10 protein-coding genes are annotated in these 12,095 nt (G+C 64.5%); 4 read left to right on the plus strand and 6 right to left on the minus strand.

The genetic code is table 11. The features are described from left to right. Positions 1 to 19: 19 nt before the first annotated feature. Entirely contained in the window at positions 20 to 1,435 is a 1,416-nt protein-coding gene (locus tag D7S89_RS04035; protein ID WP_121275766.1) for an NAD(P)/FAD-dependent oxidoreductase, read from the minus strand. A 166-nt stretch (positions 1,436 to 1,601) separates the two neighbouring features. Here D7S89_RS04035 and D7S89_RS04040 point away from each other — a divergent pair, with 166 nt between their 5' ends. Beyond that, positions 1,602 to 2,414 (plus strand): IclR family transcriptional regulator, encoded by an 813-nt coding sequence (locus tag D7S89_RS04040; RefSeq protein WP_121275768.1) that lies wholly within the window; start codon positions 1,602 to 1,604, stop codon positions 2,412 to 2,414. A gap of 40 nt (positions 2,415 to 2,454) precedes the next feature. On the opposite strand, the gene D7S89_RS04045 is transcribed toward D7S89_RS04040, so the two are convergent. The 3 genes from D7S89_RS04045 to D7S89_RS04055 are packed head-to-tail and all read right to left on the minus strand — an operon-like array spanning position 2,455 to position 5,078. Continuing rightward, a complete protein-coding gene (locus tag D7S89_RS04045) occupies positions 2,455 to 3,192 on the minus strand; it encodes an ABC transporter ATP-binding protein (RefSeq protein ID WP_121275770.1) in 738 nt (245 codons plus the stop codon). 28 nt (positions 3,193 to 3,220) lie between these two features. After that, positions 3,221 to 4,240 carry a taurine ABC transporter substrate-binding protein gene (locus D7S89_RS04050; RefSeq protein ID WP_121275772.1) on the minus strand — a complete coding sequence of 340 codons (1,020 nt, stop codon included), beginning with the start codon at positions 4,238 to 4,240 and terminating at the stop codon, positions 3,221 to 3,223. Positions 4,241 to 4,265: 25 nt separating this feature from the next. Then, positions 4,266 to 5,078, minus strand: a complete 813-nt coding sequence (locus D7S89_RS04055; RefSeq protein ID WP_245982652.1) for an ABC transporter permease — start codon at positions 5,076 to 5,078, stop codon at positions 4,266 to 4,268. 677 nt (positions 5,079 to 5,755) lie between these two features. Here D7S89_RS04055 and D7S89_RS04060 point away from each other — a divergent pair. From D7S89_RS04060 to pta, 3 genes are all read left to right on the plus strand, one after another. Further along, positions 5,756 to 6,160: a nuclear transport factor 2 family protein gene (locus D7S89_RS04060; protein ID WP_121275774.1), complete on the plus strand. Its 405-nt coding sequence runs from the start codon at positions 5,756 to 5,758 to the stop codon at positions 6,158 to 6,160. Between the two features lie 165 nt (positions 6,161 to 6,325). After that, positions 6,326 to 8,143: a sulfoacetaldehyde acetyltransferase gene (xsc, locus tag D7S89_RS04065; protein WP_121275776.1), complete on the plus strand. Its 1,818-nt coding sequence runs from the start codon at positions 6,326 to 6,328 to the stop codon at positions 8,141 to 8,143. Positions 8,144 to 8,275: 132 nt separating this feature from the next. Continuing rightward, positions 8,276 to 9,295 carry a phosphate acetyltransferase gene (pta, locus tag D7S89_RS04070; protein WP_121275778.1) on the plus strand — a complete coding sequence of 340 codons (1,020 nt, stop codon included), beginning with the start codon at positions 8,276 to 8,278 and terminating at the stop codon, positions 9,293 to 9,295. 13 nt (positions 9,296 to 9,308) lie between these two features. Here the strand turns inward: pta and D7S89_RS04075 are convergent, their stop codons facing one another. Both D7S89_RS04075 and D7S89_RS04080 read right to left on the minus strand, forming a co-directional pair. Next, positions 9,309 to 11,030: a cobaltochelatase CobT-related protein gene (locus D7S89_RS04075; protein WP_121276083.1), complete on the minus strand. Its 1,722-nt coding sequence runs from the start codon at positions 11,028 to 11,030 to the stop codon at positions 9,309 to 9,311. Further along, positions 11,027 to 12,004 carry an AAA family ATPase gene (locus D7S89_RS04080; protein ID WP_121276084.1) on the minus strand — a complete coding sequence of 326 codons (978 nt, stop codon included), beginning with the start codon at positions 12,002 to 12,004 and terminating at the stop codon, positions 11,027 to 11,029. Before D7S89_RS04080 ends, D7S89_RS04075 begins: the two co-directional genes overlap by 4 nt. Positions 12,005 to 12,095: the final 91 nt, after the last annotated feature.

Consider the following 12,095-nt stretch of genomic DNA (forward strand, 5'->3'; position numbering starts at 1 on the left):
AATGCAGCTAGTCACCCAGTCAGGGCCTTTCGTCGTGCCTGAAGTACTGGAGATAAAGCATGCGCTGTCCGATCCGACGGAACGGTGCGAACAGATGGCCCGGCAGCGGGCTCGTGAAGATCGGCAGCGTCTGATGCGCGCCCTTTCCCGCGATGCGCTCGGCCAGCCGCCGCCCCGCTTGCTGCGAGTACGACACGCCGTTGCCGCCATATCCGAGCGCGTAGAACACCGATTGTTTCGGATCAGGCTGACAAACCCGCGGCATCATGTCGTGGCTCACGTCCACCCACCCCCACCACGAGTAATCGATCGGCACGCCGCGCAGCGCTGGGAACTTGCGCGCCATGCCCTCCTTCAGCAAGTCCAGGTGGCGCGGATTCGGCGCGTCATGACCTGTGATCGCGCTGCGGCTGCCGATCTGCAGGCGGCGGTCAGGCAGGAAGCGATAGTAGAAACGCAGCGTCCGCGTGTCGGTCAGCACCTGCGTCGTGCGGAAGTTGCACGCGCCGATCTCCTCGTCGGTGAGCACACGCGTGACCATCGAATTCGACAGGATCGGCATCACCTTGCTGCGCAGCGACGGATGCAACGTCTGCGCCGTATAGGCACCGGTCGCGATGCCGACCGCCCGCGCGCGGACGATGCCCCCTGGCGTACGCAGATGATGCACGCCGTTGATCGTCTCCCACCCGATCACGGGGCTGCTCGTATGAACTCGGGCACCGGCCGCGCGTGCGAGACGCAGATAGCCGAACGCGAGCTTCAACGCGTGAATGCCGATGCCTTCCGGCTCGTGCAGTGCCCCGGCCGCCTCGTGGTCGTTCAGGAATTCACGACGGAAGGTCTCCGCGCTAAGCAGTTCGGAGGGATAGCCGAACACATCCTTCCAGACCTTCGCCTCGGCGGCGAGCTTCGCCATGATGCGAGGACGATGCGCAATCAGGAAGTGGCCGCCCGGCTGCGGGTCGCAATCGATCTCGGCCACGAACGACTTGAAGTGATTGAAGCCTTCGAGGATCTCTTCGTGCATCTTCAGCGCGACGTCCTTGCCCCAGCGGTCGATCCATTGCGAGCGCGAGAGGCGCCCCGACGCGTTCTGCCCCTGCCCACCGTTGCGGCTGCTGCAGCCCCAACTCGTGCGATTCGCCTCGAGGACGACGGCCTTGATGCCGTGCTCGCGCGCGAGGCATAGCGCCGTGGCGAGTCCCGTATAGCCCGCACCGATGATCGCGACGTCGACGTCGATGTCCTTCGTGATGGGACCGTCGTCGGGCGGCGGGCTGCCGGCGGTCGCAACCCAGTACGTCGGCGCGTAGTCCTTGCCCTGTCCGGGGCCGGGGGAGACGAGCGGATCGTAAGTCGGATCGTAACGCGTGTCGGCCGACGCACCCGTGATCAAGCCGCCCGCCACTCGATCGACAGAGCTGTATCCCATGATTAGCACTCCTATGCGGCAATCTGTTGAAGAAAGTTTAGGTAGGCCAATTTCACTCAGGTAGAACCAGTGGCACGAATTCGCTTGGACCAGCGCGTTAGCGCGTTGCGGGGGTAGTCAATGTGGCACAAAATGGTTCATTTCCAGCGCCCCCCCGAGGAAAGACATGCCCGCCCCCACCCCTGCGCCGCCCGATGCCGCGCCCGCCGACGACGCGCGCGTGCTGCGCGCGCTGGCCGTGCTCGAAGCGCTGGCCTCGGCGGGACAGCCCTGCACGCTGTCGCAGCTGTCCGTGCGCTTGCACATTCCCAAAGCCACGCTGCTGCGGCTGATCGAATCACTGGAAGCGCGTGGCTACGTGATGCACCTGCCGGACTCGCGCGGCCATGATCGCGGCATCGCACTCGGCCCGCGCGCGGCACAGTTCGCACTGGCGACACTCGGGAACAATACGTTCACGCGCGCATGCCGGTCAGTGCTGCGCGCGCTCGCCGACGTGCTCGGCGAAACCTGCAATCTCACCGCGCTCGACAATGACACGGTGCTGTACGTGGAGCGTGTGGAAACGACCGAGCCATTGCGGCTCGAGATGCGGCCCGGCATGCGCGTGCCGCTGCATTGCACCGCCAGCGGCAAGCTGTTTCTGTCGCAGATGACGATACTCGAGCGCAACGCGCTGCTCGCCCAACTGACGCTCAAGAAAATGACCCACCGGACCCTGACCGATCCGCAACTGCTCGCAGCCGAACTGGACCGCCTCGGGAGACGCGGTGTCGGTATCGACAACGAGGAATTCGTGCGAGGAATGGTGGCCGTGGCGGTGCCGGTCAGAGCGGCCGCCGACGGGCACGTGCTCGCGTCGCTGGCCGTGCATGCGCCGACTGCACGCGCCACGCTCGATGACCTGCTAAAGGCGGTCCCGCAGATGAAGGAAGCCGCAAGCCGCCTGGCGCCGCTCCTGCACATGAACGACGCCTAGTCGCTGCTGGACGAAGCGGGCGACGAGGTCGCGCGTTCGTTCAATGCGCGAGGATGTCCATCGCGCGTTTTTTCAGCTCCAGGAAATGCGGCTCGAATGCGACATCCGGCGTTCGCGGCCGATCGAGCTCGATCGGTACGTCGAGCGCGACCCGTCCCGGTCGCGCCGAGAGCACGACAAGACGCGTACCGAGAAAGATCGCTTCGTCGATGTCATGCGTGATGAACACGATGGTGCAGTGCAATTGATCCCACAGCGCCGTCAGGAAAGTCTGCATGGCGCTGCGGGTTTGCGCGTCCAATGCACCGAAGGGCTCGTCCATCAGCAATACCTTGGGCTTCATGACGAGCGCACGAGCGATCGCCACGCGCTGCTGCATGCCCCCTGACAGCTCGTAGGGCTTGTGTCGCGCGAAGGACTCCAGGCCGATCGTGTGCAGGATTTCAGCCGAGGCCTGTCGACGCTTCGCCTTGGGCACCGCATGCAGCGAAAGACCGAACTCGATGTTGTCTTCCACGCTGAGCCACGGAAACAGCCCGGCCTGCTGGAACACCACGACGCGGTCTGCGCCGGGCTGATCCTTGACCTCGCCGTCGACGTAAATGTTGCCCCGGCTCGGCGTTTCCAGACCAGCCAGCAGGTGCAGCAAGGTGGTCTTGCCGCAGCCGGAGGCCCCGAGCACGGTGACGAACTCACCGCCCTGGAACTGCAGGTTGATGTTTTCGAGCGCGGCGATGGCGCCGAAGGTCTTGTACAGGGAATCGATGACGATATTCAAGTTCGTCTCCTGCTAGGCGAGTAAGCCCTCAATGGGCAAGCGATTTCGAATACTGCGGCGCGACGTTGGTGTCGAAGCTCGCCGGCACTGACGAAATACGCCCGATCGAGTTCAGCACCTTGGCGGTATTGACCAAGGTTTCGTAGGTCGCCGAGGTTTTCACGCCCGCGTCGATGCCCATGACTTTCGGCGTAGTCTGATCGGCACCGGAAAACAGCTCGTAGCCGGCCAACTCGCTTTGCGCGACGGGCACGGTGACGCCCGTCTCGCGCGCCATCTCGGCCAGCGCCTTGTCGCGCTCCTTCAGCGTCATCTGATAGCCCTGATCAAGGGCGGTGACGAAGCCGCGGACCAGATCCGGATGGGCCTTCGCCCAGTCGGCATTGGCGATGCAGACGTTGTAGCTCGAAGCGCCTCGCGGCAGATCGCCGTCCGTCTTGATCGCCTTGCCGCCGGCCGTGCGCAGCGCACTGAATACCGGATCCCAGACGATTGCCGCGTCGATCGCGCCGGTCACCCAGGAGGTGCGCATCTGCGGGGGAGCCATGTTGATTTGGGTCACCGACGCGTACGGCACATGCGCCTCGGCGAGAAAGGTCGCCAATTCGAAAGAAGCCTGCGAGCCGGCGACGATCGCGATCTTCTTGCCTTGCAGACCGGACACGTCGTGGATGCCGCTCTCGGGCTTGACCACGATGCCGGCCGCATTCGTGTAGCGTTCCTGGTTGTACACGATGGTCATCGGCAAGCCCTGCGCGATGGCGGTAACGAGCGGCGGAATGCCGATGCCGCACATGAACGTCAGGCTGTTCGACGCCAGCGCGCTCATCGCCGCCGGGCCGGAACTGAACAGCTTGTACTGGACGTCGGCGTTCATCTGATGTTCGAACAAATGCTCGGCCATCGACACCATGTACGGATCGGCGCCGTTGTCCTCGTACCCGACGATGACTTCAGGCTTGCTCTCGGCATGGGCCGCTCCGGCGATGAAGCAGCCGGCGACCAGCAGAACCGCAGTCACGGTTTGGACCCTTTGCGTCTTGTTCATTTCTCGTCTCCTGCGACAGTTCGATTCAGTTATGCCCACGCCAGGGCACGACCAAATTCTCGATCTTGCGAATCACCAGCTCCATCCCATAGCCGATGAGCCCAATGATGACGATGCCCACGATCACGACGCCGACCTGCAGCGCTTGTCCGGCGAACTGCACGAGCCACCCCAGCCCACTGCTGGCTGCGATCAGTTCGGCTGCGACCAGGCAAGTCCAGGCGACGCCGATCCCCACCCGCATCGCGGTGAAGATCTCCGGCAGCGCCGAAGGCAACACGATCTTGCGGAAGATTTGTGCGTTGCTCGCGCCCAGGGTGCGAGCCACCGCGATACGCAGCCCCGGTGTGCTCTTGACCCCCGACATGGTCCCGATGATGATGACCGGGATGGTGCCGACCAGGATCAGGATGGCTTTGGGCAATTCCCCGATGCCGAACCACACCACGAGAAGCGGGATGTAGGCGAGCGGCGGAACCGGACGGACGAACTGCAGCAAGGGGTCGATGATGTCGAACACGACCTTGTTGCGTGACATCAGCAGGCCGATTGGAACGCCGATCAAGACCGCGCCGACAAAGCCGATGGCGATGCGAAAGCAGCTGATCAAGATGTCGCTGATCAACGACTGCCCGCCGTATCCGCTGCGCAGGATTTCGACGAAGGATTGCCACACGGCCACGGGCGAAGGCAGCGCAAACGAAGGGAAGATCCCCGCCATCGACACCGCCTGCCACAGCAAGACGGTGATCAGCAGTACGGCCGCGGTCAACCAGTAAGAATTCATGCCTGCGCGGGCGAGGAACTGCTTGATCCTCGGCGCGCTCGGCGACGCCAAGGGACGTTTGATCGACTTGCCATGCTCGTGTAGGGCTCTCACTGCCGTCTCCTCAAGTTCCAGTTCCTATGGGAACGTCACACCGAATCCTCTTCGTCATGCAATCCGTGCGCCAACACGTCGATGACGCAGGCCGTTTATTGCTCGTACAACCAACCGAAGATAGCCATGGACAGAGAGCGGCCTGAGGCCGCTGATCGGTAGCCAGGAGCCCGTTTTGCTTCTGACTGAAAGTATAGTCAGCGTCGACGAAACGGATTTCGGTCTCTCGAGGAGCACGCACCTGCAAGCTCGCCCGTTTGACCAAGCATCGGCAAACAATAAGGCAGCGGGTAGTACCAGGCGAAAGGATCCGATGGGTCCAGCCTCGAGATCGTCGATTCGGACTGCTTGTGTTTCATGGACAGTTTCATGGACGACGTGAGTCCGAGCGGCGGTGCCCCGTGCGGCTGGCTTTTTCGCTGGCCCAAGCGAAACCTCTGAACTGGCGCTACCCCCGGAAACCCGCGCCCGCTAACGTGTCGATACCAGGTGCTGCATCGTGCAATGCCGGAGTAAGTGCTCTGCATAAGAGCGCCGAACAACTCCCAGTAAGCGCTAAAGCGCCAACTGGGAATACTTCGGCATGGGACCAGAGTAAGCGCTGAAGCGCTAACTCTGATCGACAGGAGACACGTATGACCAACATGCCCCTCGCCTCTTCCGCCATCACGGCCGACACGCTCGCCGCGTTTTCCGACGCATTCAACCGCCATGACCTGGATGCACTAATGGGCTTCATGACCGAGGACTGCATGTTCGACGCGGCCGCCGGGCTTGATGTCCACGGCACGCGTTTCGTCGGCCGCGACGCCGTTCGCGCAGCGTTCGAAGCCGTGTTCAAAAGCTTTCCCGATGCGCACTGGGGCCATGGCCGGCACTACGTCGCCGGCGAACGCGGCGTCTCCGAGTGGGTATTCACCGGCACGCACACCGAAGGCTGGCGCATCGAAGCCGAAGGCTGCGACCTGTTCGAGTTCCGCGACGGGCTCATCGCCGTCAAGCGCGCGTTCCGCAAAGACCGCCCGAAGCAGCCGGCGTAACAGGCCGCGCGCGCAGCGTCGCGTACCCCGCGCGGGCATTTTGAAACGAATCATTCCATTTCATTCCAAATCTCTCATCGATAGAGGGAATGGCTTGACCCGAGTTCGACAGTCAATAGTATTTGGAACAACCCATTCCGTTAGATGATGTCCCGGAGACAACCCATGAGCGACCATTCCACTTCCCAGCGCCCCTCGGCCAGCGGTCCGCAAGACATGACGCCGTCCGAAGCCTTCGTCGAGACCCTCGCGGCCAATGGCGTCACCGACATGTTCGGCATCATGGGCTCCGCGTTCATGGACGCGATGGACATCTTCGCGCCCGCGGGTATCCGCCTCATCCCGGTCGTGCATGAACAAGGCGCAGGCCATATGGCCGATGGCTATGCGCGCGTGTCGGGCCGCCACGGCGTCGTGATCGGCCAGAATGGCCCCGGCATCAGCAACTGCGTCACCGCGATCGCAGCCGCGTATTGGGCCCACAGCCCGGTCGTGATCGTCACGCCCGAGGCGGGCACGATGGGCATCGGTCTCGGCGGCTTCCAGGAAGCGAACCAGTTGCCGATGTTCCAGGAATTCACGAAGTACCAGGGCCACGTCACGCACCCGGCGCGGATGGCCGAATTCACCGCGCGCTGCTTCGATCGCGCGCAGGCCGAGATGGGCCCGACCCAGCTCAACATCCCGCGCGACTACTTCTACGGCAAGATCAAGGTCGAGATTCCGCAGCCGCGCAAGCTCGATCGTGGCGCCGGTGGCGAGCAAAGCCTGGACGACGCAGCCGAACTCATCGCTCAGGCGAAATTCCCGGTGATCATCTCGGGCGGTGGCGTCGTGATGGCCGATGCCATCGAGGAGTGCAAGGCGCTTGCCGAACGCCTCGGCGCACCGGTCGTCAACAGCTACCTGCACAACGACTCGTTTCCGGCCAACCATCCGTTATGGTGCGGCCCGCTCGGCTACCAAGGCTCGAAGGCCGGGATGAAGCTCCTCTCGCGCGCAGACGTCGTCATTGCGCTCGGCTCGCGCCTCGGGCCGTTCGGCACGCTGCCGCAGCACGGCATGGACTACTGGCCGAAAGACGCCAAGATCATCCAGATCGACGCCGACCACAAGATGCTCGGCCTCGTGAAGAAAATCTCGGTCGGCATCTGCGGCGACGCGAAAGCCTCGGCGATCGCGCTCACGCAGCGTCTCGCCAACCGCACGCTCGCCTGCGACGCGACGCGCAACGAACGGGGCGACCAGATCGCGAACGAGAAGGCAACCTGGGAAAAAGAACTCGACCAATGGACGCACGAGCTCGACGCGTATAGCCTCGACATGATCGAGGAGCAGAAACACGAACGCACGTTCAGCGGCGGCCGTTACCTGCATCCGCGCCAAGTGCTGCGCGAGCTCGAGAAGGCGATGCCGGAAGACGTCATGGTGTCGACCGACATCGGCAACATCAACTCGGTCGCGAACAGCTACCTGCGCTTCAACAAGCCGCGCAGCTTCTTCGCGGCAATGAGCTGGGGCAACTGCGGCTACGCGTTCCCGACGATCATCGGCGCGAAGGTCGCGGCGCCGCATCGCCCAGCCGTGTCGTATGCGGGTGACGGCGCGTGGGGGATGAGCCTCATGGAAACGATGACTTGCGTGCGCCACAACATCCCCGTCACGGCCGTCGTGTTCCACAATCGGCAATGGGGGGCTGAGAAGAAGAACCAGGTCGACTTCTACAACCGCCGCTTCGTGGCGGGCGAGCTCGATAACCAGAGCTTCGCGGCGATCGCACGCGCGATGGGTGCCGAAGGCATCGTCGTCGACAAGCTGGAGGACGTCGGTCCCGCGCTCAAGCGTGCGATCGACATGCAGATGAACGAAGGCAAGACGACGATCATCGAAATCATGTGTACACGGGAGCTCGGCGATCCGTTCCGGCGCGATGCGCTGTCCAAGCCCGTGCGCCTGCTCGATAAGTACAAGGATTACGTCTGAGCGTTCTGCGGCCGCGAGCCTGTGCGTTGCGGGCTCGCGGGCCGCCGGTCGGCCGAACCAGCGGATTGCTCTGCTGCCTTCGGCCGCCCTTCATCTGCGGACGCCCCCGTCCCGTTGCGAGCCCATCACGCCATGAAACCCCTGAACCGCATCGTCGAAGCCGCACGCACCTCGCCGACGCGCATCGTGCTCTGCGAGGCCGAAGATCCACGCGTGCTGGCCGCCGCCGTGCGTGCGAGCCGCGAGGACGTTGCGCGCATCGTGCTGGTCGGCAACCCGGACGCGATCGGCGCGGCCGCCCGGCAGGAAGCGCTCGCGCTCGACGAGATCGCACTGGTCGACCCGGCCACGTCCGCGTGGCGTGCGCCGTTCGTCGACGAGCTCGTCGCGCTACGCGGCAGCAAAGGTATGACGCGCGAGCTCGCGCAAGCCGAAGTGCTCAAGCCGCTCGTGTTCGCCGACTTGATGGTGCGCCTCGGCCACGCGGACGGCTCCGTAGCGGGCGCCATTCACACGACCGCCGATGTCGTGCGCACGGCGATCCAACTGATCGGTCTCGAGCCATCGTTCAAGCTCGTGTCGAGCTTCTTCCTGATGATGCTTTGCGAGCCGTTCCACCACTACAAGGGCGGACTGATCTTCTCGGACTGCGCGCTCGTCGTCGATCCCGACGCGACCCAGCTTGCCGAGATCGCGATGGCCGCCGCCGACAGCGCGCGCAGCCTCCTGATGGAGGAGCCGCGCGTGGCCATGCTGTCATTCTCGACGAGCCATAGCGCGCATCACGCGCACGTCGACAAAGTGATCGACGCGACGCAGCGGGTGAAGTCATTGCGCCCCGGCCTCGCGATCGACGGCGACGTACAGCTCGACGCAGCGATCGTTGCAGAGATCGCCGAACGCAAGATCGAGCACTCGCAGGTGGGGGGGCACGCGAATGTGCTCGTCTTCCCGAACCTCGACGCGGGCAATATCGGCTACAAGCTCGCTGAACGCATCGGCGGTGCGAAGGCGATCGGGCCCATGCTGCAGGGCCTCAACCGCCCCGCCAACGACCTGTCACGCGGCTGCAGCGCCGAAGATATTTATTACGTGATCGCCGTGACGGCGGTCCAGGCACAAGCGGCACGCCAACGCGCGACGCCCCGCTAGCCCCCTAACGCCCCTACCGCCGCGCCCCGATCCACCGAGCAAGCGCCACGAACCGCGCCATGTCGAGGGGCGCAGCTGGATCGAGCGCCACGCAATGCCGGTAATACGGGCTCAGATCGAGCCCGACGCCGAGTCCGATCACGTCCACGTCGCGCAGCATCTCGTGCCGTGCGACCACATCCTTCAGATGGTTGTCGAGATAAAACGCGTCGTTGGCTTGCGCGGTCGCCGCATCCATCGGGCTGCCGTCCGAGATCACGACGAGGATGCGTCGCGCTTGCGCGCACGCGGCCAGCCGCGTACATGCCCATTCGACGGCCTCGCCGTCCACACCCTCTCGAAACAGATCTGCCTTGAAGAGCGCGGCGATCTCGGCACGTGTGCGCCGCCAGGTCTCGTCGGCACCCTTGAACACCCAATGACAGATCTCGTTCAGGCGCCCCGGATGCGGCGGCCGTCCGCGCGCAAGCCACTCGAGCCGCGCGCGGCCGCCATTGCACACCCCCGTCGTAAAGCCGAGCACCTCGGTCGCCAGCCCGGCCTGCTCGCTCGCGCGCACGAGGGTGTCGACCAGCATCGCGACGGGTTCGATATGCGCTTTCATCGACCCCGAGCAGTCGATCAGGAAGCCGACCACGCAATCGCCGCGCGGCCGCAGCCGCTCTCGCGTGAACACGCGCCGCTCGGCGGGCGAGCTGATGATCTGAGCCAGGCGCCGCCCGTCGATACGCCCGTCCTCTTCGCCGAACGACCAGCCGTCTCGCTGCGGCACCGCGAGCTCAGCCTGCAACACGCGCGCGATCCGCGCGACATTGATGCCACGCGCAGCAATGCGCTCGTCGAGCCGCTCGCGGTACTCGCGCAGCAAGGCCTTGCGCACGAGCGTGCCCGGCCGAATCTCGCGGTCGAACTGCGTCGTATAGGCACGATAGCCACGCTCGGCCGCACCCAACACGCGACTATCGCCCGTCTGCGCGCGCGCGGGCTGTGCTTCCTCCGATTCATCGAAGTCGACCCATAGCGAGAACGACGTCAAGGCGTCGTCGGGTTCGGACGCGTCGTCGCCAGTTTCGGTAGCGAGCGCGGCACGTGCGTGGTCGAGCATGGCCGCGACGCGACACGCCAACTCGCGCGCGTCGTGCGCGTAGGCGCGCTGGTCGAGCCGGTGCCGGCGCAGGCCGGCGAGAGGCACGCCGATCGTCGGACCGATGCCGGCGCGCGTGGCCTCGATCAGGTCTTCGGTCGCTTCGAGCACCGGCCAGCCGGTCACGCGCGACCATACGATCTGCACGACCGTGTAGATGAGCATGCCGAGATGACCATCGGTAAGCCCCGCGCGGCAGTATGCCCTCGACCACGCTTCGAAGCGGTAGCGCAGGTTGTGCGCAAGGCCATGCATGCCGGGCAACGCCAACGCTTCGCAGCGCACCTGCTCGAACAGTTCGAACAACAGGCGCTCGACCGGATCTCCGGGAGACAGTAGCCGATGCAGCGCCGCGTCGGAATGCGTGAGCCGCAATGCAGCGCCGTCGGCTGCGCCGCGCAGCGAGGCGAAATCATCTTCGTGGGCGTTGCTGCGCAAATGCGGCGCATGCAGCGGTAGCGGCCGCAACTGCCGACACAGGCGGCCGCCCCGATAATGCAGCGCGGCGTCGCCGGTGAGCGCACGCACGGCCGCCGCGCACAACGCCTCTCGGCGCCGCGCGGCGCACACGGCCTCAGGCGACGCAGTCACGGGCACAGCGGCGTGCCGCCGCTCGATTCACCGTCCAGCGACGCCCCGAAGAGCTCGACGCCGAAGCAGCGCTGGTAATACTCAGCGACGATCGGCCGCTCGGACTCGTCGCATTTGTTCAAGAACGTCAGCCGGAATGCGAGCGCGGGATCGCGAAAGATCTGGCAATTCTCGGCCCAGTTGATCACGGTGCGCGGCGACATCAACGTAGAGAGATCACCGGTGGCGAACCCCTTGCGCGTCAGCGCGGCCATGCTGACCATCGACTCGACGAGCGCGCGGCCCGCCTCGTCGGCCATGTCGGGCACGCGCGCGAGCACGATGCCCGCCTCCTCCTCGCGCGGCAGATAGTTGAGCGTCGCCACCACGTTCCAGCGATCCATCTGCGCGTGGTTGAGCATCTGCGTGCCGTGATAGAGGCCGTTGAGATTGCCGAGGCCGACTGTATTCGTCGTCGCGAACAACCGGAAGTACCGATGTGGATGGATCACGCGGTTCTGATCGAGCAGCGTGAAACTGCCATCGCGCTCCAGAATCCGCTGGATGACGAACATCACGTCGGGACGGCCCGCGTCGTATTCGTCGAAGATCAACGCGACCGGGCGCTGCAACGCCCACGGCACGATGCCTTCCTGGAACTCGGTGACCTGACGATCGTCGCGCACGACGATCGCATCCTTGCCGACCAGATCTAGCCGGCTGATATGACCGTCGAGGTTCACGCGCACGCACGGCCAGTTCAGCCGTGCGGCGACCTGTTCGATGTGCGTCGACTTGCCCGTGCCGTGCAGGCCCTGAACCATCACGCGCCGGTTGCGCGTGAAACCGGCGAGGATCGCGAGCGTCACCTCCGCGTTGAAGCGGTAGGCCGAATCGACGTCTGGCACGTGGTCGTCGCCCTCGCTGAACGCCGGGACCATCAGATTGGAGTCGATGCCGAAGTGTTCGCGCACCGACACCATGCGATCCGGCATCTCCTTCGTGAAATCCGTCGTCACAGCACTCTCCTCACGACCACGCCACCGCAAGCCAACTCAAATCTCGGTACAAATTGTATCGGCTGAT

Source organism: Trinickia fusca (assembly GCF_003628145.1).
In the GTDB taxonomy this organism is placed as follows: domain Bacteria; phylum Pseudomonadota; class Gammaproteobacteria; order Burkholderiales; family Burkholderiaceae; genus Trinickia; species Trinickia fusca.

Bases quoted from the DNA above. Each gene is read 5' to 3' on its own strand.
- D7S89_RS04035 (WP_121275766.1), bottom strand. From the start codon at position 1,435: ATGGGATACAGCTCTGTCGATCGAGTGGCGGGCGGCTTGATCACGGGT.
- D7S89_RS04040 (WP_121275768.1), top strand. From the start codon at position 1,602: ATGCCCGCCCCCACCCCTGCGCCGCCCGATGCCGCGCCCGCCGACGAC.
- D7S89_RS04050 (WP_121275772.1), bottom strand. From the start codon at position 4,240: ATGAACAAGACGCAAAGGGTCCAAACCGTGACTGCGGTTCTGCTGGTC.
- D7S89_RS04060 (WP_121275774.1), top strand. From the start codon at position 5,756: ATGACCAACATGCCCCTCGCCTCTTCCGCCATCACGGCCGACACGCTC.
- xsc (WP_121275776.1), top strand. From the start codon at position 6,326: ATGAGCGACCATTCCACTTCCCAGCGCCCCTCGGCCAGCGGTCCGCAA.
- pta (WP_121275778.1), top strand. From the start codon at position 8,276: ATGAAACCCCTGAACCGCATCGTCGAAGCCGCACGCACCTCGCCGACG.
- D7S89_RS04080 (WP_121276084.1), bottom strand. From the start codon at position 12,004: ATGCCGGATCGCATGGTGTCGGTGCGCGAACACTTCGGCATCGACTCC.